The sequence below is a fragment of the Algoriphagus marinus genome (assembly GCF_001936475.1).
GTDB classification, from domain to species: Bacteria; Bacteroidota; Bacteroidia; order Cytophagales; family Cyclobacteriaceae; genus Algoriphagus; species Algoriphagus marinus.
The window spans coordinates 25,650-49,413 of record NZ_MSPQ01000019.1; the positions used below are offsets into that span (position 1 = coordinate 25,650).

The 23,764-nt window shown below is 39.4% G+C and carries 22 protein-coding genes; 7 read left to right on the top strand and 15 right to left on the bottom strand.

Annotated features, from left to right (window positions below; all coding sequences use genetic code 11):
• The first annotated feature begins 53 nt into the window (after positions 1–53).
• Positions 54–224 (top strand): hypothetical protein, encoded by a 171-nt coding sequence (locus tag BVC88_RS21440; protein ID WP_175574465.1) that lies wholly within the window; start codon positions 54–56, stop codon positions 222–224.
• 205 nt (positions 225–429) lie between these two features.
• Here BVC88_RS21440 and BVC88_RS21695 read toward each other — a convergent pair whose 3' ends face one another.
• The 7 genes from BVC88_RS21695 to BVC88_RS20260 form a co-directional block, all read right to left on the bottom strand.
• Entirely contained in the window at positions 430–552 is a 123-nt protein-coding gene (locus BVC88_RS21695; protein ID WP_262481245.1) for a hypothetical protein, read from the bottom strand.
• Between the two features lie 86 nt (positions 553–638).
• The gene (locus BVC88_RS21445; protein WP_175574464.1) at positions 639–794 is read right to left on the bottom strand and encodes a hypothetical protein; all 156 of its coding nucleotides are present in this window, start codon (positions 792–794) and stop codon (positions 639–641) included.
• A gap of 1,234 nt (positions 795–2,028) precedes the next feature.
• Positions 2,029–4,428, bottom strand: a complete 2,400-nt coding sequence (locus tag BVC88_RS20240) for a GumC family protein (protein ID WP_245803691.1) — start codon at positions 4,426–4,428, stop codon at positions 2,029–2,031.
• Between the two features lie 51 nt (positions 4,429–4,479).
• Positions 4,480–5,289, bottom strand: a complete 810-nt coding sequence (locus BVC88_RS20245) for a polysaccharide biosynthesis/export family protein (RefSeq protein ID WP_075352586.1) — start codon at positions 5,287–5,289, stop codon at positions 4,480–4,482.
• A gap of 155 nt (positions 5,290–5,444) precedes the next feature.
• Positions 5,445–6,170 (bottom strand): 3-deoxy-manno-octulosonate cytidylyltransferase, encoded by a 726-nt coding sequence (gene kdsB / locus BVC88_RS20250; protein ID WP_075352561.1) that lies wholly within the window; start codon positions 6,168–6,170, stop codon positions 5,445–5,447.
• A gap of 163 nt (positions 6,171–6,333) precedes the next feature.
• Entirely contained in the window at positions 6,334–8,793 is a 2,460-nt protein-coding gene (locus BVC88_RS20255) for a GumC family protein (RefSeq protein WP_075352562.1), read from the bottom strand.
• Positions 8,794–8,795: 2 nt separating this feature from the next.
• Positions 8,796–9,617, bottom strand: a complete 822-nt coding sequence (locus BVC88_RS20260; protein WP_075352587.1) for a polysaccharide biosynthesis/export family protein — start codon at positions 9,615–9,617, stop codon at positions 8,796–8,798.
• Between the two features lie 681 nt (positions 9,618–10,298).
• Between BVC88_RS20260 and BVC88_RS20265 the strand changes: the two genes are divergently transcribed.
• From BVC88_RS20265 to BVC88_RS20290, 6 genes are all read left to right on the top strand, one after another.
• The gene (locus tag BVC88_RS20265) at positions 10,299–10,538 is read left to right on the top strand and encodes a hypothetical protein (RefSeq protein ID WP_075352563.1); all 240 of its coding nucleotides are present in this window, start codon (positions 10,299–10,301) and stop codon (positions 10,536–10,538) included.
• A gap of 306 nt (positions 10,539–10,844) precedes the next feature.
• Entirely contained in the window at positions 10,845–11,783 is a 939-nt protein-coding gene (locus BVC88_RS20270) for a GNAT family N-acetyltransferase (protein WP_075352564.1), read from the top strand.
• A 286-nt stretch (positions 11,784–12,069) separates the two neighbouring features.
• Positions 12,070–13,290, top strand: a complete 1,221-nt coding sequence (locus BVC88_RS20275; RefSeq protein ID WP_075352565.1) for a hypothetical protein — start codon at positions 12,070–12,072, stop codon at positions 13,288–13,290.
• Between the two features lie 139 nt (positions 13,291–13,429).
• Entirely contained in the window at positions 13,430–13,819 is a 390-nt protein-coding gene (locus BVC88_RS20280; RefSeq protein WP_075352566.1) for a four helix bundle protein, read from the top strand.
• Between the two features lie 159 nt (positions 13,820–13,978).
• On the top strand, positions 13,979–14,953 hold the full coding sequence (locus tag BVC88_RS20285; protein WP_075352567.1) for a polysaccharide deacetylase family protein: 975 nt from the start codon (positions 13,979–13,981) through the stop codon (positions 14,951–14,953).
• Between the two features lie 77 nt (positions 14,954–15,030).
• Positions 15,031–16,320 carry a glycosyltransferase gene (locus tag BVC88_RS20290; protein ID WP_075352568.1) on the top strand — a complete coding sequence of 430 codons (1,290 nt, stop codon included), beginning with the start codon at positions 15,031–15,033 and terminating at the stop codon, positions 16,318–16,320.
• Positions 16,321–16,823: 503 nt separating this feature from the next.
• Here the strand turns inward: BVC88_RS20290 and BVC88_RS20295 are convergent.
• From BVC88_RS20295 to BVC88_RS20330, 8 genes are all read right to left on the bottom strand, one after another.
• A complete protein-coding gene (locus BVC88_RS20295) occupies positions 16,824–17,135 on the bottom strand; it encodes a GIY-YIG nuclease family protein (protein ID WP_075352569.1) in 312 nt (103 codons plus the stop codon).
• Between the two features lie 515 nt (positions 17,136–17,650).
• Positions 17,651–18,775: a glycosyltransferase family 4 protein gene (locus tag BVC88_RS20300; RefSeq protein WP_075352570.1), complete on the bottom strand. Its 1,125-nt coding sequence runs from the start codon at positions 18,773–18,775 to the stop codon at positions 17,651–17,653.
• The gene (locus tag BVC88_RS20305; RefSeq protein ID WP_075352571.1) at positions 18,772–19,863 is read right to left on the bottom strand and encodes a glycosyltransferase; all 1,092 of its coding nucleotides are present in this window, start codon (positions 19,861–19,863) and stop codon (positions 18,772–18,774) included. The genes BVC88_RS20300 and BVC88_RS20305 overlap by 4 nt, the downstream gene beginning before the upstream one ends.
• Before the next feature lie 119 nt (positions 19,864–19,982).
• Positions 19,983–20,300 (bottom strand): hypothetical protein, encoded by a 318-nt coding sequence (locus BVC88_RS21235; protein WP_139316615.1) that lies wholly within the window; start codon positions 20,298–20,300, stop codon positions 19,983–19,985.
• A 251-nt stretch (positions 20,301–20,551) separates the two neighbouring features.
• Positions 20,552–20,746, bottom strand: coding sequence for a hypothetical protein (locus BVC88_RS20315; protein ID WP_075352573.1), 195 nt, complete (start codon positions 20,744–20,746; stop codon positions 20,552–20,554).
• Positions 20,747–20,916: 170 nt separating this feature from the next.
• Positions 20,917–22,038 (bottom strand): glycosyltransferase, encoded by a 1,122-nt coding sequence (locus BVC88_RS20320; protein ID WP_075352574.1) that lies wholly within the window; start codon positions 22,036–22,038, stop codon positions 20,917–20,919.
• The gene (locus BVC88_RS20325; RefSeq protein ID WP_083639234.1) at positions 22,035–22,919 is read right to left on the bottom strand and encodes a glycosyltransferase family 2 protein; all 885 of its coding nucleotides are present in this window, start codon (positions 22,917–22,919) and stop codon (positions 22,035–22,037) included. Before BVC88_RS20325 ends, BVC88_RS20320 begins: the two co-directional genes overlap by 4 nt.
• The gene (locus BVC88_RS20330) at positions 22,916–23,764 is read right to left on the bottom strand and encodes a glycosyltransferase family 2 protein (protein WP_075352575.1); all 849 of its coding nucleotides are present in this window, start codon (positions 23,762–23,764) and stop codon (positions 22,916–22,918) included. Before BVC88_RS20330 ends, BVC88_RS20325 begins: the two co-directional genes overlap by 4 nt.

The following is a 23,764-nucleotide window of genomic DNA, read 5'->3' on the forward strand; positions in this document are numbered from 1 at the left end:
CCCACCGCGCATTGAGGATGATATATTGCAGTAACCTTCGGTTGAGACATTCTATGAGTGAAATTCCGCTCTGGAGGTGGAATTTGAATGAAGCTCCAAATCATACAGGTGAGAATGACCACGAAGTGGTCAAAGCATTAATAACCCCGGGTGAGGTACGAAACCCGGGGTTGAAAGAAATAAGAATATTGGTCTCCCGCGCAGGATTTACCTTTGGAAAATAAAGGCCCGTGCGGGAGGATGGAAACGGATTTTTTCATTACTTGATTTCACCAAATATCATTTGATTTTGGATTAAAAATATTCCGTTTTGAAATGACGACGACATTATGTTCAGACCATTAATAGCCTATTCTTCGTTCTTTTGGCTTGGCCCAAAAGAAGGGCTGAGCGTGAAGTAAATGCCCAATGGGCATTTATAGCGAAGAGCTAGGTATGCGGGTGGCACCAAACATGGAAATGCTTCTCCCCACATGCCACCGCCGGCCCGCTTCCATGTCCTCCCACCGCGCCATAAATATGATGGATTTCAGTAACCTTCGGTTGAGACATTCAATGAGTGAAATTCCGCTCTGGAGGTGGAATTTGAATGAAGCTCCAAATCATACAGTTGAGAATGACCAAGGTTGGTTAAACCATTAATAGCCTGTTGTTTGTTCTTTTGGCTTGGCCCAAAAGAACCAAAAATCCAAGACATGGAAAAGCTTCTCCCCACAGGCCACCGCCGGCCCGCTTCCATGTCCTCCCACCGCGCCATAAATATGATGGATTTCAGAAACCTTCGGTTGAGACATTCTATGAGTGAAATTCCGCTCTGAAGGTGGAATTTGAATGAAGCTCCAATGGAGCTTATTTAAAATATAAGTGAAGTAAGGGGTGTATAAAAAGCTACGCCAAGGCTTGTGTCTCCGCAATTCGAAAACCTAAAATCTCTGAAAAAAAGATCCCTTTTCCATCCTCCCGCACCAACATCCCTTTTCCAAATTGAAATCCTGCGCGGGAGTGGAAATCCTGTTTAATTCATTTACCCCAGGTTAAAACCTGGGGCTACCAATAGGTCGCTCCTATGGAGCTTCTGAAAAACACAAGTAAGGGGTGTATAAAAAGCCTTCGCCAAGGCTTGTGTCTCCGCAATTCGAAAACCTAAAATCTCTGGAAAAAATGTCCTTTTCCATCCTCCCGCACCAACATCCCTTTTTCAAATTGAAATCCTGCGCGGGAGTGGAAATCCTGTTTAATTCATTTACCCCAGGTTAAAACCTGGGGCTACCAATAGGTCGCTCCTATGGAGCTTCTTAAAAATACAAATAAGGAGTGAATAAAAAGCCTTCACACAGGCTTGTGTCTCCGCAATTCGAAAACCTAAAATCTCTGGAAAAAAGGCCCCTTTCCATCCTCCCGCACCAACACCTCTTTTCCAAATTGAAATCCTGCGCGGGAGTGGAAATCCCGTTTAAATCATATACCCCAGGTTAAAACCTGGGGCTACCAATAGATCGCTCCTATGGAGCTTCTTTAAAAGGTCAGCATCGGGGCAGGTTTTCAATTTCAAATCTTTTAAGGTCCTGAAGACTTTAAAAAATAGATTTGCCTACACAATCCTCCGTAACGTGCCCCCTATTAAAAATTGGGCGAAACCAGAATTCAGACGCAAATCCATCTCACATCACATGTCTTAAATCTAATATCACATATCTGACATCTCATATACGCCAGGTTAAAACCTGGGGCTACAAACAGAACGCTCCTATGGAGCTTATTTAAAAGATCAACATTGGGGCAGGTTTTCAATTTTCAAATCTTCTAAAGTCCTGAAAACTTTAAAAAATAGATTTGCCTATACTAACATCAGTAACGAGAAAACCCCCTCATAAAAATTAGGCGAAACCAGAATCCGCAAATCCATCTTACATCACACGTCTTAAATCTCAAATCTCATGTCTTAAATCTCACATCTCATATCTGACATCTTACATCTGACACCTGACATCTTACATCTGACACCTGACACCTGACATCCAACATCTCTCATCTTCTTTTCAAAGCACGCTTCCACCAAGGCAATTGCACTTCCTCATGGTAGCCATAGCTATTGTTTCCATAGCCATAACCGTAGCCATAACCATAGCCATAACCGTAACCCTTGTCGATATGCACGTCATTGAGAACACCGTAGATCTTAGATACTCCTCCTTTTTCTACCAGGTTATTCAGAATCTGCGTATTCCCTTTCATGGAGTAGCCTTGTCTAAACACAAAGAAGTTGATATCCGAAAAAGCAAAGAGTTCCTTAGTCTCGGAAACCAAGCCCACAGGAGGACAGTCAAAAATAACTACATCATATTCGGCTTTAATCTCCCGAATGATTTGACCAAATTTATCCTGAAGCAATAATTCAGCGGGATTTGGAGGAATTGGACCTGAAAGGATTACATCGAAGTGATTATGACCGGATGACTTTACTACTTCTTTCCAGGAGGTATTTGAACTCAAACAGGTACTCATTCCCTTATCGTTGACCAAATTAAAGTCTTCCGCAATTTTAGGTTTTCTGAGGTCAAGTCCAATAAGAATGGTTTTCTTACCCATCAAAGCATAAACCGCCGCGACATTGATAGAAACAAAGGTTTTTCCCTCTCCGGAAATAGAGGATGTGAATAGTATTGCCAGACTTTCCCGATTGGGACTGAGATATGACATATCCGCCCGCAGTGATCGGAAAGATTCCGTAACTGAGGATCTTGGGTTATTTAAAACCGGAATTCCATCCTCTGAGGTATTTCGACCAATCATACCTATCAAAGGCACCTTGATCTGATTCTCCAATTCCTTTGGATCCTCGATTTTAGTATTCAAAAAGTCCTTTACAGTAATAAAACCTATAGGTAAGATCAGCCCCAAAATTAAACCAATCAGGAGATTTAAGCTACGCTTGGGTGCAACCGGCAATTGACCTGTTTTGGCATAGTCAAGAATAGAATTTTTAGGCATATTGGCTGCTTTAGTAATCTCAGCCTCAGCTTTTTTCTGTAGTAAATAAACATAGATATTCTCATTGATTGAGAATTGTCGCTGGAATCCTAAAAGCTTTCTTTCGGTTTCAGGAAGGGAATTCACATCCTGCTCAAGCATTTTGATCTGACTGTTTAGATCTGCGAGAACATTTTCTGTATTTCGAATAGCAGAGTTTACATTCTCCTGTAATGCGTTTCTGGTGTTTTGAATTCGAGTGGCATTTTCTCTTACTGCAGGTGCCTGATCCGAAAAATTTGATTTAAGCCTGTTCTGATCTGCCTGAAGTGTACTGAGTGACTCTACCAGGGAATTCAAAAGTGGATCTGTTACTCCTATTATAGAGGGTGCAACAAGCTCCATATTTTGATTATTTGCTAAGTAAGTCCGTAGGGTTTGATAGTACTTCAGATTGATTTCAGTCTGTCCTCTTTCTTTTTCCAATTCCTGCAATCGCTGAAAAATTACAGAACCCTCCTCAGAAAGGTTGAAAACCCTATTTTCGGTTCTATACTCCTGAAGCTTATTCTCAGAAAAGCGAAGTGAATCGGAGATACCGGCGAGCTGATCCTGAATAAACCGAATGGTACTTTCAGAGGCTCTATTTTTCTCTTTTAATTCCCTCTCAAGATACATCTCCATCATTTTATTGATGTAATTCTCCCCGAGTTTCCGAACCGGAGTCTCCAGACTTAAGGATAAGATCGATGCCTGTTTATTGATAGGAGCGACAGAGAGATCAGTTTTAAACTTCAGCGCCAAAGATGGGGTGTCCACAAAATTAAAAAGAAGCACATCATCCGGAAGAGCAGATACCTGGTTCACGGTGAAAGCATAATTCTCCCCTTCAATCAATTCCCCAAAGGAATAAATGGATTTTTTAAGTGTTACCTCATTTTCAGGAATTGTTTTGTAATAAGGGTCAGCAGGATTAAAAATTCTAAAATCATCATTTAGAATTTCTATCTCAAAAGAATCTTCATTGAGGACTTCGATTCTGAACATCCCTCCTACCAACTGAGGCTGTTCCCAATCTACAGTCACCAATACCGGGGTATTTAAATAAATCTGAGAAGTCTTGAAAAAGCCTTCTGCAAAGTATTGTACATTTAAGTTAAGCTCACTGACAGATTCCTCGGCCAGGGAAAATGACTTAAGAATACCTATCTCATTTTCAATATTACTTTTGCCCTGCAGCATTCCCAATCCGCTGGATTCAAACAGATCAGTACCAAGGCTTGGCTTATCATCCACAACCAAGACTGTTGACTCCACCTTATAAATATTGGTAGCGTATTTATTAAAAATAAAAGCAGAAGCTATACCCAAAAACATGCATGTTGCAATGATGGGCCAATACTGTAAATAATTAAACAATAGCACCTTCAAATCAATTTCATCCTCCTTTTGAGGCATAAATGGAGTTTGAGGGTTTGGTTGATTCGTGGAATTAGGGTACATAAATAATTACTTCAATAAATTCAAGATCAATGCTAATGCTGTTACTGCTGAAATCACAAGGGAAATGGATTGGGCTGCATTCTCACCGGCTCCGATTTCACGAACTTTCATCGGCTCAGCATAAATCTGGTCATTGGGCTGAATAAAATAAAAGGGAGATTCTATCATACCTCTATCCAAGAGGTCTATTTTATGTAATCTGGTACCTTCAGGATATTGTCTAATCAAAAGAATTTCATCTCTTTTGGCAACAGGAGTTAAATCTCCCGCATTTGCAATGGCTTCAAAAATCGTCATTCTATCTTGCAGCACTACAAATTTACCCGGACGTCTGAATTCCCCTAAAGCTGAGTAGCGAATTCCTCCAAGCTTCACTTTGACATAAAGTTCAGACACAACCAATGTCCTGAGCTTTTTTTCAATTTCGATCCTGGCTTCATCAATGGTCTTATCTTTCACCTGCACCTCGCCTACAATAGGCAATCGAATATTCCCTTGATCATTGACTGTGTATCCTGTCATATAATAGATATCTCCTCCAGTTTGCCCAGCCACTTGCATTTGCTGATTGCCTCCAGGTATATTCTTGCTATTAAAACCTCCTTCAATCAGATCATCAATAGTTTGAACATTCACATCGATGATATCATTGTACTGAAGTTTATATTCAGGAATTTCATAGGAAATCAACTGACCCTCAGAAATAGGGTCATTTCCTTCCAGATTCTGCAGATAAATAATCTTCTCATTTGAAACACAGCTAAAGGCAGTAATTGCAAAAAAAGCAATTGTAAGACCTTTCAGAAATTTCGGCATATAGGATTCTTTTTTAATCATTTAAGATCGCGAAGGTAACCAAATTAGGTTATTTGACTGATCTTAAAATCGATAATTATCAATTTGATAACCACTTAGGCAATTTGTTTTGTACAAATTCAACCAAATTGGAATAAAACATCTTGTTTATTGCACTAACTGATTTTAGGGATTTTAGTCCTTGCGTTGGCTAAATCCTCTGCGGTATCGATCGCAATTGGCAGATGATCAGTCTCTACCATTCTGATTTTATACCCATTGTCCAATAATCGTAATTGCTCCAACATCTCGATTCGTTCCAAAGAACTTTTTTCAAGTTGAGTGAAAGCCAATAGCGCTTCCCTACGGTAAGCATATACTCCTATATGCTTCCAATAGTCAACAACAATCAGTCCATCCCTATTGTAAGGAATCATTGCTCTGGAGAAATAGAGCGCATTTCCTGCCTGATCTGTAACTACTTTTACGAAATTGGGGTTTTGGGCTTCTTCAGCAGAGATTCTACACATCAGAGTTGCCACTGCTACAGATTCATCCTGAAAAGCATGCACCAGGTCTGTTAATGCCTTGGTATCCTGATTGGGTTCATCGCCCTGCACATTCACAATCAATTCCCCTTCAATCTCAGAAAGCGCCTCTGCGATACGATCCGAACCGCTTTCATGCGCTTTTTGACTAAAAAAAACATTCCCACCCAATTCCTGGATTTGAGCCTGAATACTCTCATGGTCCGTCACCACCCAGACTTCATCAAAAACTCCCGTTGCCAGGGTGCTCAAGTAAGTACGTTGAATCACGGATTTCCCTCCCAGATCCTGAACCAATTTGGCGGGAAGTCTGGTCGATGCATATCGGGCCGGAATCAAGGCGATTTTTTTCATTAAAAAGGAATGATTGTTTTTTACGTTTTCTGCTTTTATATCGGATATAGAAATGAGATTTCTCAGTCGCGCAATGAGTCATTTTCACCGTTATTCACATCAGCTTCTTCGAAATGACTTACCTCGAAGATCGATCAAGGAACATCTGGCATCCCTTGAAAAATCAGCGGGTTTTGAATAACTTTTTGAGCTTCTGTCTAAAATTCAATGATTTCTTCTTCAGCTTTTTCTTTTTGGTATCCAGATCATCCCCATAATAATTGTACATATACTTGTTATTCTGAGAATACAGATAGGTATTTCCATAACCATAATTATAGCCTTCATAATGGTATCCTGAATTGATAATACCATTGAATACCCCATAGACATTTTTTACCTGCTTGTTGTTAAAAAGGTCATTAATCATCACCAGGTGATCCTTTACGGTATAATTCTGGCGAACTACATAGAGGTTGATGTCAAATAATCGCATCAAATCAATAGTCTCAGATACCAATCCCATTGGTGGAGTATCAAAAACAATCACATCAAATCTAGACTCCAAGTAGGTTAAAAACTCAGTCAATTTTGGAGTCTGAAGTAATTCCGCAGGATTTGGAGGGATGACACCCGAAGGCACATACCATAGGTTTTCATGATCAGTTGCTAAAACAATCTTTTCGGCCTCCACCTTACCAATCAAATAAGTAGAAAGTCCTACCCGATCAGACTCTCCAAAATATGAAGCTAACTTAGGTCTTCTCAAATCCCCACCAACTACCACAGTTTTCTTCGAACCCAAAGCCATGGCAGATGCCAAATTCAGTGAAGTAAAGGTTTTGCCTTCACCTGAAACTGAAGAGGTAACGAGGATTTTTTTGGTATTCTTACCCGAAGCCAAATAAGTAATCGCAGAACGCAGGGACCTGAATGATTCCGCAACGGCAGATTTGGGATGCTGAAGCACCACCATATTGGTGTCCTTTTCGCTGTAACCAACAATCCCCAGCTGGGGAATCATAAAATGTTTCTTGAGATCCCGCTGATCTTTGATGCTATCATCAAACATATCACGCAGGATTATAAAACCAAATGGAAGCAAAAAACCCAAAACAATTGCTAAACCGTAATTCTGCTGTTTTTTTGGAAATACCAGCGTCCCTCTTTTCGCATAATCCAGGATGGTATTATCCGATACATTGGAAGCCCTGGCAATGCCTGCTTCCGCACGCTTTTCCAGCAAATAGGTAAATAGAGATTCCCTTAATTTAAATTCTCTAAAAATCCCTGTGTACTTAGATTCAGATTCCGGCAAAGTCGAAAATTCAGCATCGTAAACCTCGATATCTGCCTGAATACTACGCTTCTTTTTCTCAGTATTTGAGATCAGATTCAAGACGTTTTCAAAAAGGACATCCTGAATTTTCTCCATTTGAACATCAATCTTCAAAACCTCCGGATGATTTTCATTGACCGTAGCCAATAATCTTCTTCTATCCTGAGAAAGGGTTACCAAGGTTTGGATGGAGCCATTCAAAAGGGGGTCTGGAACACCAATAATAGAGGGGGCAATCACTTGGGAAAAATCCTTGCTCTTTTGCTCCATGTAATTCTTGATCTGATTGAAATAGTCCAGCTGATAGTCAATCTCAGCATTCATCTCATCCAGCGTATTCATCTTGCCCAGAATATTCGAAAATTCTGCAGAGACATCGAGCAATTTATTCTCCACTTTGAAATCCTGAAGTTCCCGCTCCTTTTCCTGCAGGGAATCCTGTAAAAAGCCCAGTTGCTCCTCGATAAAAGCCAGTGTATTCTCCTGAGTTCTATTCTTCTCCCGAAGATCATAACCAATATAAGCCTCCATCAGACTGTTGATGTAGTCTCTTCCTTTCTCCACCACTTTGCTGGTCGTAGTCAGACGAAGTACCGAGCTGTATTCATTTTGAAGAGTTACCTCAATAGCTCTTGTATAAAAATCCTCCAGCGTCGCCGGATTTATCAGTTTAAAAACTATAGACTCATTGATTCTTGCGGGATTAACAAGGAATACCGTGAACTTGGATCTGCCTGTTTCGATCAGATCTCCAAAGGTGTAAGTTTTGTTAAATAAAGCATCATCTCCTGCTGCCATTGCGGAGTTAAAATCCATCATTCCGGATTCCTCCGGCAGAATTCGGAAATTGGTTTCCGATAAAATAACCAATTCCAAAGGTACATCAGCCACCTGTGTATGTGACCAATCCACATCGATCCGAATCGGAGAGCGATCATAGAGTTCTATAGCCTTAATAGTGGTTTTGGCGTAGTATTCTACATCAAAATGCAGTTTTGACAAAGCTTCCTGAGCAAGGGCTTTGGACTTGATCCTAAGAATGTCATTTTCCAGATTGAGACCTGAGGAAAAAATATTGGATCTATCCAGAATTTTTGATTCCGGAGAAGTATTTGTCTTGATCAGCATGGAGCCGCTTACCTCATATTCATCCACGGTATAGCGGTGAAACATAAAGGTGGCAAAGACAAACAGAAAGATAAACACCACATACCAAGGCCAATAGCGAATGTATTTAGCTACTACATACCTAATCTCGAGTGCCTTCTCCTCATTATCTAACTGACTGAGATCTAATTTCTCCATAGTTAATTCCCTGTGACCAAATTAATCATCAACAAAGTAGAAGCCAAAAGTCCTGCAAACAAGGCCAAAGAAGCAGTTAAATTATCTGCTGTACCGATTTGTCTGATTTTCATAGGCTCCATATACAAGATATCATTAGGTTGGATAAAATAAAATGGACTGGCCAAAAGAGCTCTGTCGTTTAAGTTGATCTGATGGATTTTACTTCCCCCATCATACTGTCTGATAATAAAGAGTTTGTTTTTCTTTCCTAAAAGTGTGGTCTCCCCGGAATTTGCCAAAGCATCAAAAATTGTTGCTCTATTCTTGAAAATAATCTTAACTCCCACTGAATTAAACTCACCCAAGGTAGTATATCGAATCCCAGCCATTCTAAGCTTAACATAGATTTCCTCTTTAAAAAATTTATTGATCTCTGTTTCCACCTTTACCTTAGCTTCTTCTTCAGTCAGTCCTGCGATCTTGATTTTTCCCAGCTTAGGGACTTCCACATTTCCCTCCTGATCAATACTATAGCCCCGAAAATAAAGAGGATCCGAACCTCCGCCGCCGCCTCCGCCTCCCATTCCCATTGCTCCCCCTGAACTTTGAGAATTCTGAAAGGAAAATGCTTCGATCAATTCAACATCTGATGAAGCGAAATCAATCTCCACTATATCAAATGGCTGAAGTACGTATTGATAATCGACTGTGGCAAAGGGAATAAATTCATCCAGATCAATAGGTGTGTTGTCCGGAAGATTTTGAAGATAGGTGATACGCTTATTACTAATGCAACTTACTGACAACAAGATCATTAATACAAAATAAAGGGTTTTTCTCATACTTTTCATTAAGAAAAAAGATAGCCAAAGATAGAAAATACTTTATTAAGCTTCTCTTTTATATGATTCTTTGAAATCGATCTTTAATGAAATGCTTATTTGCTGAAATAGGCTTCGCGAAATAGGCCTTCGGCGAAATACAACTTCAATGAAATACGCTGCGCGAAATACTGCTTCGCAGAAATAGGCCTTCGGCGAGATAAGCCTTCGGCAAGATATGCTGTGCGAAATAGAGCTTCGCAGAAATAGGCCTGCGGCGAAATACTACTTCAATGAAATACGCTGCGCGAAATATGCCTTCGGCGAGATAAGCCTTCGGCAAGATATGCTGTGCGAAATAGAGCTTTGCTGAAATACGCCTTGCGGCGAAATAAGTTTTCAACGAAATACGCTGCGCGAAATACTGCTTCGCAGAAATAGGCCTGCGGCGAAATAGGCCTTCGGCAAGATATCCTGCGCGAAATAGAGCTTTGCTGAAATATGCCTGCGGCGAAATACAACTTCAATGAAATACGCTGCGCGAAATACTGCTTCGCAGAAATATGCCTTCGGCGAGATAAGCCTTCGGCAAGATATGCTGCGCGAAATAGAGCTTTGCTGAAATACGCCTTCGGCGAAATACAACTTCAATGAAATACGCTGCGCGAAATATATTTCTAATTTGTTTCTCCGAGCGAAGCGGTGGAGTATTTCAAATCTAATTCTCCAAACGAAGTGATAGAGTATGATTTAATTGGAGCTCCAAATCATACAGTTGAGAATGACCACGAAGTGGTCAAAGCATTAATAGCCCCGGGTGAGGTACGAAACCCGGGGTTGAAAGAAATAAGATTATTGGTCTCCCGCGCAGGATTTACCTTTGGAAAAGAAAGTCCCGTGCGGGAGGATGGAAACGGATTTTTTATCACGAAGAATATTTAGAAAATAAAGGCTTCGATGAGCTATTTTTTTTCGCAAAACAAAAGCCATAGGATATGGCAAAGAGAATTTAACGCAGTGTTTCCCCAAAATATCCCAAAGATTGTTTTTTAGCTTTTTCAACTAAAAATCTCCTTGCCAACTACATTAAATTCATGTTAGTACCTTCCAATTTATTTCTCCGAGCGAAGCGATGGAGTATTTCTATTTTATTTCTATCATAATTCCAATTTATTTCTCCAATCGAAGCGCAGGAATATTTCTATTATATTTCAATTTTATTTCTACCTAAACCGAAAATCCCTTTAAATGCTAATTCGAGTTGCCACTGAATCCGATATTCCTCAGATCATCGAACTTCTAAAAATTTCCTTAGGAGAATCCATGATCCCCAAGTCGGAGGCACTTTGGAGGTGGAAGCATCAAAGCAACCCCTTTGGGCCTTCTCCGGTCATAGTAGCGGAATCGGATGGGAAGTTGATTGGAATTCGAGCTTTTTTACGATGGGAGTTTTCCTTAGATGGCAAAATCAAAAAAGCCTGCCGGGCGGTAGATACGGCCGTGCATCCGGATTACCAAGGTCAGGGAATTTTCAAAAAATTGACGCTAAGTCTGATTGAGGAAATGGAAAAGGAAGGATTAGATTTTATCTACAACACACCCAATGCCGATAGCCTTCCGGGTTATCTGAAAATGGGTTGGGAAAAGTGGGGTAAACTGCCTTTGAAACTCAATTTCCACTTCAATCAGGGAAAAAATAATCATCCTCTAAATCCAGAACCCTGGAGCAAAATCGAAAATATTATCAATAAAGTAGAGCAGGAAAGTCAAGCAGTTTCAGGATTGAATACTCATCTTTTGCCGGGATATCTGTCTTGGAGGTATCGAGATTGCCCGCTCTTTCCCTATCATTTTATTTCTGACGGGGAGTCTTATGTTTTATTCTACCGAATCAAAGAAGGTAAAATGGGCAGGGAATTGCGAATCGCAGATTTCTTTACGAACAGAGAGCTTTCGAAGAAGGAAAAAAATGAAGTCAAGAAAAAGCTGAAAGAGGCTGAAAAATTGGCTGCTGCCCGATTTACTTCCTATTCAGGTTTGAAATATGCAAATGAAAAAATATTGGATTTGGGGATTTTACCAATTATTCCAATGGGGCCTATTGTAACCCTTAGGCAGATTAACCCCTTGTTTAGTCCCTTGGACCAAAATTGGAACTGGAGCTTAGGGGATTTGGAGGTGTTTTGATTTGTCAATCGTCATTGCGAGGGTTTATTCGTCATTGCGAGGGGTCTTATCAAACATTCTTTAAAAAGAGAATTAGCAAACCCGAAGCAATCCTTTAATTGAAGTAAAGAGCAGACAGATTGCTTCAGTCGTTCCTCCCTCGCAATGACGGAATGATTGCTTCAGCCGTTTCTCCCTCGTAATGATGAAAGGATTGCGACAGTTTTAGAGATTTACCCAGTGAGTAAAATCTATTAATTGGGATTCCCAATGCACTTGAATATCTTTAAAGAAAAATTAGATTCCCTTGCTCGGAGCAGTCATTCTTATATTAGTTCTTTTTGGTCTCAGCCAACCTATCCTCTCCAATCTCCAAAAAGAGCATAAATGGATCAAGGCTGGATTACTTAACCAGATGTATTGGTATCACATGCTTTTTGGTTTTGTATACTGGACTTATACCCAGTTTAACAGATCCGATTCTATCATGTATTATAATAGCTATAGACACTATAGAAACTGGATGGATGCCTTTGAGCCGGGCACGCTTTTTATCGAATGGGTGAATTATCCCTTTGCCAAATGGCTGGGATTCAACTACGATATGATGATGTTTTTTAGCACCTGGGTAGGATTCTGGGGCTTCGTCTATTTCTATTGCTTTTTTAAAGAGAACCTTCGCTTCAACCCGAAATTTGAAGGTTGGGATGCAATTACCATTTTTATGTTTTTACCAAATATGCACTTCTGGACGGCATCCTTGGGAAAGGGAGCCTATATTTTTGCAGGGCTAGGCATTCTCACTTATGGACTCTCCTGGCCTGGAAAACGAATTTTTCAAATTATTCTGGGAGGATTTATCTGCTATATGATTCGACCTCATATCCTCTTTGCAGTTTTGATAGGCATGGGTGTAGGATTTGTCTTGGGAAAGGAAAAAGTCCCTGCTTATCAAAAGTACCTGGTAGCCATTGGCGCTATTGTAATCAGCGTTTTTGTTTATGAAGACCTCTTAACGTTCTTGGGCTATGACCCAAATAATGTGGTGGAAAGCTTTGAAGAAGAAACAGCCCTTAACTCCCAACGGCTCCAAAGTGCTGGTTCAGGTGTCGATATGGGTTCCTACAGCCTCCCTATGAAACTTTTCACCTTTTGGTTTAGACCCTTATTCATTGACTCTCCAAATATCCTTGGAATTGCTATTTCATTTGAAAATGCACTATACATCTACATGTTTAGCAAAATTCTAAAGAAAAGCTTTATCGATTACATAAAGGTTGCTCCCGCAATGGTGAAAATGTCGGGCGTAGTTTTTATCTCTATTTCCATTTCCATGACTTTCGTGATGTCAAACTTGGGAATCATTATCCGCCAAAAATCTCAAATCATGTATTTTATGCTTTTTGTGATTATTGCATTTATGGATTGGGAAAAACAAAACCGGATCAAAAAGCGAGGAGAAATATTCAATCGAATTGTGGAAGAAGAAAGAAGCCGTATCGCGGAAGCGGAATTTGTGGGGAAGTGATTAAAAGGGAATGGGAGGTTGGAGATTAAGAGAATAGGAGAATGGGAGATTAGAGATTAGAGATTAAGAGATTATTCAAAAGTATGATTCGTTAATTGCAATTTGTTTATATAAATTAGTTTAAGATTTATTATACGAAATGGAAAGAGCAGAAACTTTTGAAGAATTAAAATGCTGGCAACTTGCTTATCAATTGAAATCTGGACTTAAAAATGAAGTTATCTCAAAAATTCCTGTTTCAGAAAAATATGAACTCCGCTCCCAAATAATTCGTGCTTCCAGATCAGCAACTGCTAATATTGCTGAAGGTTGGGGAAGGTTTCATTATTTAGACAGCAACAAATTCTACTACAATTCAAGAGGTTCGATTGCCGAGTTATTGGATCATCTGATTGAGGCAAAAGATGAGGGATATATTTCAATAGAATTATATTTGACACATAGAACCAAGATTTCAGAAACTCTGAAAGTCTTAAATGGATTTATTTTCTACCTAAAACGAGAACATCTAAATTCGTTAAAAAAGTAATATCGAAAAGAAGTTTCTTACCAAAACCCAATTTGGATTCTTAATCTCCCCCCGATAGCTATCAGGGCTCCCAATCTCCAATCTCTCAATCTCTCACTCTCCAATCTCTCACTCTCCAGTCTCTCAATCTCTCACTCTCCAGTCTCTTAATCTCTCAACATGTCCCAAGCTATTTTCACAATAAGCCTCGATTTCGAACTCCTCTGGGGTATTTTTGACAAAGTAGGTACGAAGTATAGAGTAGATTACTTTTCGAAAACCAGAGCACTAATTCCAGAAATGCTTGATCTTTTCGCGGAAAATCAGATCGCCGTTACCTGGGCTACTGTTGGGATGCTATTTGCAGAAAATGAGGAAGAATGGAGGTCATACTCCCCAGCAAACCTTCCAAGCTATAGGGACAAAAGTCTTTCTGCTTACGAATGGACTAAAGCTAATGGGATACGCCCTGAAGTTCATTTTGCACCAGAATTGATTAAAAAAGTTCTTGATACTCCCCTCCAGGAATTAGGTTCACATACATTTGCTCATTATTACACCCTAATGAGAGGGCAAAGTCCTGAACAGTTTCGGGAAGATTTACGTGCTACCCAGAAAATAGCCCAAGATAAATTTGGTGTAAAAATGAATTCTCTGGTTTTTCCAAGAAATCATATCAACGAACTTTACCTGCCGATTTGTCTGGAGGAAGGTTATACACAGGTACGCAGCAATCCCAAAAACTGGTTTTGGCAAGAAACCCAGCACGAAGACTTAAGCAAGAAATGGTTTCGGTCTGCGGATTGCTTTTTCCCTATTGGTAAAAGGACCTCTTTCCAAAAAGAGGAGTTAGTCAAATTCCGAAATGAACCGCTACTAATTCCAGCCTCTCGAATCCTTAGACCTTATTCTAAAGCCAATGCATTGTTTAATTCAGTAAGACTTACCCGTGTGAAAAATGAAATGAGTATTGCTGCCAAAAAGAGCGAGGTCTATCATTTATGGTGGCATCCGCATAACTTCGGTACAGATCCTGAGGGAGCATTATCAGAACTTAAAGCCATTTTAATTCATTTTCGCCGGCTGAATGAAAAATGGGGAATGAAAAGTTTGAATATGGGCCAGATAGGTGAAATGATGAGATTAGCTGATTAACTTCGTTTCTTTTTAATCCGATTTTAAGCTAGATATGTGCAAGAATTGCTTATTAAAAAGCAAGAAAAACCCAATTCATGACTGACCCCATTGCTAAAAATAAAATAAAAGTACTTCATCTGATCAAAAGTCTTGGGCGTGGTGGTGCGGAGAAACTAATTCCTGAGACGGCATTGGTACACGATCAAAATCGATTTGAATTCCATTGTCTTTATTTTTACCATCAAGAAAATAATATCGTGGATGAACTCGAACGGGCTGGAATTCAGGTTCATCTTTTTCCCTCAGGAAACCTGGGCTTATTTTTTCAAGTCCGAAAGGTTAGGGAATTTGTTCAGGCTCATAAGTTTGACTTAATCCATGCACATCTACCATGGGCAGGAATTCTTGCAAGATCCGTCGGTAATACGCTCAAAACTCCAATCGTCTACACTGAGCACAATACCTGGGATCGATACAATAAAGTGTCCTATTGGGGAAACCGAGTTAGTTTTAAAAAGCAGGATGTGGCAATTGCTGTATCAAACGAAGTAGCGCTTTCTATGCGGCTCAACTCCATTTGGGATCCGTATGTCAGAGGAGGCAGGATGAAGCTAAAAGTGATTCAAAATGGAGTGAATACTGAGGTTTTTAGAAGAATTGAGAATGAAAGAACAGAGATTGAGAGAATAGAGAATAAGGGAATAGAGAGTGAGAGAATGGAGAATGGTCCAGAAAAGAACCCAATCTCCCCCGATAACTATCGGGGCTCCCAGTCTCCCAATCTCTTAAAGTCTCAATCTCAAGTCTCAAGATCACTCAAATCCCAATTAGGAATCCCAGAAGAAGCCAAAGTAATCGGTAAAGTGGCTGTCTTTCGCTCCCAAAAAAGACTCTGGCTATGGGTGGAAATTGCTTTGGAAATTCTAAAGACCTGTCCAGAAGCGCATTTTATTTTGGTAGGTGACGGAGAGTGGCGAGAGCGAATCATTAAACAGATTGAGGATTCAGGAAAATCTTCAAATTTCCACTGGGTGGGAGTTCAAAAAAATGTGATCCCCTACCTGTCAATTATGGATATCTATCTCAGTAGCTCTGAATTTGAAGGCTTACCAATAGCCATGTTAGAAGCAATGTCATGCGAAATAGCAGTGGTTGCTACTCGTGCTGGAGGAATTGGAGAGGTGATTACCCACGGAAATGAAGGATTTCTCACAGCAATTGAAGATTGGAGTGAGCTCGCAAATTATTGCATACAATTGACCCAAAATCCAGAAGAATTAAATGCGATGAAGCGAGCAGCCCGAGATCGGGTGATTAAGGAGTTTAGCATGAAAAAAATGGTAGCTGAATTGGAAAAAGTTTATCAGGATCTAGTTCCTAGGTAAGAAAACATAGTCGTTTACAAAATTGGAATAGCCTTATTTAATGCAAGGTAGTTTAGCGAAAAGAACGATGAAGCGAACTTTCTCGTCATTGCGAGCGCAGCGAAGCAATCTGTCTCTTTGACTACCTACTTCAGTTAAAAGATTGCTTCAGATTTGAATGACTCTTCTTACAATTAGATTAGCGTGTAAATCTTCGCAATGACGATACGATTGCTTCGCCTTACCGTCATTGCGAGGAAATCCTTGAATTCCTGATTTATTTGGTAGGCTTCATTTCCGAAGCAATCTGTCTCTTTGACTACCTAGTTCAATTAAAAGATTGCTTCAGATTTGAATGACTCTTCTTACAATTAGATTAGCGTGTAAATCTTCGCAATGACGATAGGATTGCTTCGCTTTACCCGTCATTGCGAGCGCAGCGAAGCAATCTGTCTCTTTGACTACATACTCCAATCAGAAAGATTGATGCGACTTTGCTAATACTCTTCCCATTAAATGTTTTTTTAAAAACCCTCGAAATGACGGTCCAATTCATCGAATAAATCGATCCATTCAGGATTTATGGAATTGATTAAAATTTCCTTTTTTAACCTGCTTCCCCCTTTCAATTGTTTCTCCCTATTTATTGCTTCTTCGATAGACTGGAAATTTTCAAAATAAACCAATTTATCCAGGTTATACTTTGCTGTAAATGAAGTTGGGTTTGTTTTGACCTTGTGTTCAGAGACTCTTCTGATTAGATCTGAGGTCACACCGATATATAAAACAGTATTGTTTTTATTTGTCATTATATATGTGGAACCTCCTTTTTTCATCTTATCGTCATTGCGAGGAAATAAACGGCTTTTTGATTTATTAGGCAAGTTTCATTTCCGAAGCAATCTGTTAGCTACCTACTCCCCTCAAAAAGATTGCTTCGACTTTGAATTATTCAGGAAAAAGAAACTCTACGGTAAAGTCTCGCAATGACGATATGATTGCTTCAGATGATTCGTCATTGCGAGGAAATAACCGGATTATTGATCTATTAAGCAAGTCTCATTTCCGAAGCAATCTGTTAGCTACCTACTCCCCTCAAAAAGATTGCTTCGACTTTGAATTATTCAAGAAAAAGAAACCATGCAATAAAGTCTCGCAATGACGATACGATTGCTTCGACTTACCGTCATTGCGAGGAAATAAACGGATTATTGATTTATTAGGCAAGTTTCATTTCCGAAGCAATCTGTCTCTTTGACTACCTAGTTCAATTAAAAGATTGCTTCGGGTTTGCGAATACTGTTCTCAAAGAATGTTTGATTAAAACCCTCGCAATGACGATACGATTGCTTCATTTTAACCCTCTAAAAAAAGACAAATACTTCCTAGCAACTTCTTCCATTCTAAAGTTTTCTAAAACCATATCTTTTGCCTTTTTCCCCATTAATTGTAACCTGGAAGAATCAGATAATAAGAAATCAATCTCTCTTACAAATTCTTCTATCGATCGATCGGGTATCAAAATCCCAGATTCTCCATCAATTAAGCATTCCCGAATCCCTCCCACTTCCGTGGCTACAGTGGGAACAGAAAAATAACCTGCTTCCAAGACCACCCCCGGCAGCCCTTCTGTATCTGAAGTCAAAATCAGCAAATCAGCGGCAGCTAAGTAGGGAGAAACGTCTTGCTGGTAACCGAAAAAGAAGATCTGAGATTGGAGATTGGAGATTGGAGATTTGATCGAAACGCCCAAATCACCATCTCCAACTACCAGCGCTTTTAATTGAGGTCTTGTTTGTATTAGTTTTTGGATGATTTCTAAAAAGCGGTCCGGCCGTTTTTGAGCAGTAAGGTTTCCCAGAAAAAGCAGGACTTCATCGGTCTTCCCTATACCCAAATCTCTTCTGGCAGCTTCTCTGCTTGGAGCACCTTTAAATTTCTCCAGATCAAAAGCTCGATGAATTACTTGCGAAGGTTTTTTAAAGTCATAATGTCGAATCATGGAGTTCAATGAGGCTTGACTTACTCCGATTGTCGCATCGAACTGGGACATAATCAGCTTTCTATAAACAAATTTCGAAGCCGTACCCGGATTCCAAAATGATGCATCATCAATCCAGCGAGCTATCCAAGTACACTTACCTGAATAAAATTGTCTTGCTGCTGCTGCATATTTCAGCGTACGTGAACCATTAGCCAAGATCACATCTGGGGAAAACTCTTTGATCTCAAGCAGTAATCTTTTTACTAAAGCAGAATTCAGTCCTGGGAATTTCTCAGAAAAATCATCTTTGTCTCCATCTAAAATCTTTGAAGCTTCAGAAAGAGAAATCCCTTTATCAGCTCTATCTGCTTTTTGATAAAGGTAAATAACCTTACAGTCTTCCCCATTTTGCCCTAAAAATAAAGAAAGCTCAGAAACAAAAATCTGAGCCCCGCGCCTAATAGGTTCTGTATCTATAAATAGAATTTTCAATTTATTCTGATCCTCTCTTTATAAAATATTTCAAATCGTTTTGCCAAAACAGAAACCTGATAATGATCTTCTACTAATTGCTTTGCATTCTGCTGAATTTTCAGTTTAGATTTATTATCGAATGATAACACTTCCACTACGGCTTTTACAAACTGTCCTCTATCAGCTTTTGGTACTAGCCATCCTGTTTCCGGTGAAACCACCTCGGAAATTCCTCCAACATTATAGCTGATCATAGGCACCAAACTATTCATAGCTTCTAAAATCACTCCGGGCAAACCCTCAATTAAGGATGGTAAAAGTAAGGCTTTTGCAAAAGGCAGAATGGCATCTACATCAGTTCTGACTCCTGCAAATAAGATCTCCGACCTGTCAGTAAATTGATTTTGAAAATGTGGCTTTAATGGGCCTTCTCCTAACAGCAGCAATTTGAGATCCGGGAACTTAAGTAGTATCTGGTCAAAAATTAAGAAGAGCTCTTGATGATTTTTCTCGGGAACGAAGCTTCCGATATGTATTAAAAAATCAGAAGCTCCCAATATTTTTATTAGATCTTCAGGTAGATTTAGTGTCTCTTTTACAGGTAAAACGCCTATAGGTAAAACTTCAACCTTGGATTCTGGAAAAGAAAATGTTTGGATAAAGTCTCTGGCACAAATAGCAGAAACAGAGGCAATCCCGGCTACTTGCCTAAGCAAGAAATCATTATAAATCTTTTTTGGAATACTAGTGACAAAACCGGAGATCATATTGGCATTTCTGAAAATCAACTTCGCCTTCCAGCCAAAAAGCAAGCGGGAAAAAGCAGCATACTTTAGTGTGTCTCCTGCATTTGCCTGTACGATATCAGGCTGAAATTCCGCTATCAAAGCGGCTAACTTTTTCCAAGTTTTAAAATCCCAAAATCTTTTGTCGGAATTTGCCTCCAGACAAATACATCTTCCTGAAAAAGGTAGCTTGGAAACTCCTTCGAATAAACTTACAAGTATTACCTCATTTCCTTGGCCAAGTAGTTCTTCTGATAATTGGGCCGCAAAAATCTCAGCCCCTCTCAGCTGTTGTTTTTGGATAAGTTGAAGGATTTTCAAGGGATATAAGGAGCTAATTATTTATGGATAATAAATTAGTTAGTCAATTGATTTTCAAGAATAGAAATGTAGCTTTTCCAGCCTGTGGAGACAAAGACCGGGGCAATGGCAGAGATAGATTAAAACATCAAATCTGGAAAATCCGAATAGGTATCAATAAACATCCTTTTCATCAATTCAATTCTTTCTGCTTCACTAATCACAGATTTTCTATTCAGGAGCAAATACCCTGATGCCTCCGGAAATTCAAAATGAGAGAAAGTCACTTGTCCTATTTTCTTTTTAACTACTTCTGACCAAATAATGAAGCGTTGGGTTTTTGAAATAGGTTCTACCAAATTCCCAGTCCTATCGTAAGATCTAGCACCCACAAAGCCAAAAGATGCATTTGGGAATTCTTGAAGCAAAATAGGAATAACCTTTAGGCAAGAAATCACAATGTTTCCAATATCTCCTCTATTTACAATTTTAGAGTATTTGAAATCACTCCTTCTATCCTTTTTGCAATAAAATTTAATAGCAAAAACTTCTTCCTGATGATATTCAGCTCTTATGATGTAGTGGTAGTGTGTTTTTGGAGAAAAAAATTTGAAGATATGAGAATGTAAATGGGCAGAATCATCCCTACATCTATCTTTTTGAATAAACTTTATTGGATAGCCAGGATAATTAAATTCCACCGCTCAAATTACGGAATCAAAAAATATTGGGATTGAAGTTTTTCTTCAACTTTCCTGGAAGAGTTAGCAGATGAAACATGAGCTTTAACCTCAACAACTACATTAAGTCTTTGCACCCAGTTAGGATTATCTTCCTTCAAAGTACTCCAACCTTTACGTTGACCTTTAGATTTCCTAACTGACTTAAGTTCTTTCCTTTTCATACCTTATCAATTAACTGATAAAATTTTGTATTGCAAATTTATAACAAATTTCTTTCCAATAAATTCAACAAAGGTTTCGCCTATACAATTTAATCTTAAAAAAAGTATTAGAAATAAGCTATCTAAATAAAGGGAATTTTAAACCTTCGAGGTTTGAAAAACCTCAAAGGTTATGGACTAGCCAGAAGCTTGAGATAGGTTTCCTCATATTGGGTTGCAATCTTCTCTATATCGAAATTCTCCCTGGCATACTCATAAGCATTATCCGTACGAATATCCCAATCCTTAAGGGAAATAGCTTGCTGCATTTGTGCTAATAGATCATCCTGATCCCCCACCCGATGAAAAAGACACATTCCTTCTTTTAAGCATTCCTTATTCTCCGGGATGTCTGAGCAAATAATCGGAATCTTAGCCAGCATCGCTTCAATCACTGAGCCTGGCAAGCCTTCAAAATAACTTGGAAAAACAAAGAAGTCTGATTTTTCCAGCAATTCTGACACATTACCCACTGTACCCAACAAGTCCACGGAATTACCAATTTCTAATCTCTCAATCTCCTTTTCAATGGCTCCCCTATAATCCCCATCACCTGCTAAAATCAGTTGGTCATTCGGTCTAGCTTGAAGTAGATTGGCAAAAGCATGAAGTAAATCTTTATGACCTTTTCGTTCGATTAATCTACCAACGCATAACCAGTGAGCAGTGCGCAGTGGGAAATGGGTAGTGGGCAGAGCTTTCGTTTTAATTGGAATAGGTCGACCTCGATGAATCACTACCGTCTTATTTGGATTAAGCCCGATGGTTTTACGGTGAGAATCAACCAGCACCTGAGAATTTGCAATCATCAGATCAATACTACTAATGGTAAACCGATCCAAAAGCTGTACAGCAAGTAGGGAAAGTTTTCCTTTCCAAGGTAAGCCGTCGTAGCGCCTCTTTCGATAGCTGTTATTCACCAGACTGTTGACAATCTTTACTTTACTTTTCAAGTGCCTAGCGGTCATGTCTGAGCGGAAGATACTTGAGTGAACGATCACTGCATTTTGATCTGACACGACCCTATCCACATACTTTGCAAGGTCTTTGAACTTGTTAGATACTGGCAGACCTAATCGGATCACTTCGATTCCTGCGGCCTCGTAATCGGCTAATAAATCGTGTCTTCCGGCAAAAAGTGTCGCAAAGACTGGCTTAAAGTGCTGAAATCTAGAAGTGATTTCCAGCAAGCTTTTTTCTGCTCCGCCCGTTTGGAGGGTATCTAGGAGAAAGAGGATTGTACCCTTATTCAAAGCTCAACGGTCTTCCCATTAATTCCTTTGAAGTAATGCCAAAAAGCCAGCATAATCAGACGAAAATTTCTCATCCCATATTTAGGTCCATATCTGAATCCGTATAAAGATTTAACAAACCATTTTTTGATTAACTGATGCTTCATAGCTGGTAAGGTCAAGGAATCAGAAATCATTAAGAGATTACGTAGGCTATAATATTCCCTAGCCAAATTCTGCTTTCTTTGATAGGTAGGGCGCTCAAATTCCAATCTTCCAGTAGCAGCCCTAGCTTCCAAAAATAATTTACAATCCACCACTATTGAATATCCTTTTCTCGAGACTTTGAGGCAAAAATCTAACTCTTCGAACCCAAAAAATAAGCCTGGATCAGGGGCAATTCCAATCTTGGCTACTTCTCCACTGACAAGCATACACATACCTCCAGCCACATAATCCACATCTATAACGTCCTTCTTCTCTAGCAGCCTAGTCTGCACTCGCTTGATAACCCCCTTTTTCCGATCAAAAAACTGACCTACCGAACCCAATACTCCTGCAAAAGGATTTACATCCCGAATAGCTAATAATCTTTCAAAACAATCAGTACGAAAAGGAGGATCATTATCATCTCCCCAATAAATCCAGTCTAAGTCTTCTTTACTGCAAAGTTCCAAGCCTTTTTGGGCTGCACCTGCTGGACCTGCATTGTATCCCATTCGAAAATATCTAAGTCTAGGATCCTGCAGCGAAGCAATCATATGATCGGTGGCTAAATCTTCAGAATTATCAATAATCCAAATTAGCTCTGGTTGATAAGACTGATTAAATACTTTGGAGATAGTTTCTTTTAAAACTTCCGGGCGATTAAAGGTGATAATAAATCCTCCGAACCGAATCATACTTCAACTTTTTCGGGATATAAGAATTTAGCTAAAGGCGGTACTAGGGAGATGAAAAAACGAATCAGGGTATTGACTTTATAGGGCTTGAAGCTAAGCGCTTTCAAAAGATATTTCCTAGCTTTTGAAAACTTTTGAAAACGCATGTAATTCACCCCTATGATCTGATAATAAAGGTATTTCACATGGTTTGATAAGGTATCATGATGCTTTTCCAAAAACCAACTTAAGGAATCCACCATGTTTTGTAGATTTTTTGACGCTCCATCTGGTGAATCATAATAAACCAAACTCACCTGAGATGATATTCCTCCATTTCCCTTTGCCAACGCCAACCGATGAAATAACTCGGTGTTTTCAGAAAATTTCATCCTAATATCATACCCGCCAACTGATTCAAACAACTTCTTTCTTAGACAAAAAGTACCTGGGATTTTACTAAAGTGAACTCCATTTGTCGGCAATGTTTCGGTAATTACTCCATTATTCACACGTTCAATCCCGGCTATCCAGTAATCCTTTGTAGTATCTGAGGAAGTCGCAGCATTAAAATTCAAAATTGCATTCTCTTTCAATTCATCATCCGCATCCAAGAAAATCAGCCATTCCGCCGACGCTAATACAGCTCCATGATTTCGAGCGGCACTTACACCTTGATTTTCTTGAAATTCATATCGAATTCGAGAATCAGATAAATATTCATTTGCAAGAGTATGAGATTCATCTGTGCTTCCGTCATTTACTAAAATTAACTCCCAATCTTTAAAGCTCTGGTTCTTAACTGATGCTACCGCTCGATTAAGGGTAATCGCTCCGTTGTAAAAAGGAATAATTACAGAAATCAT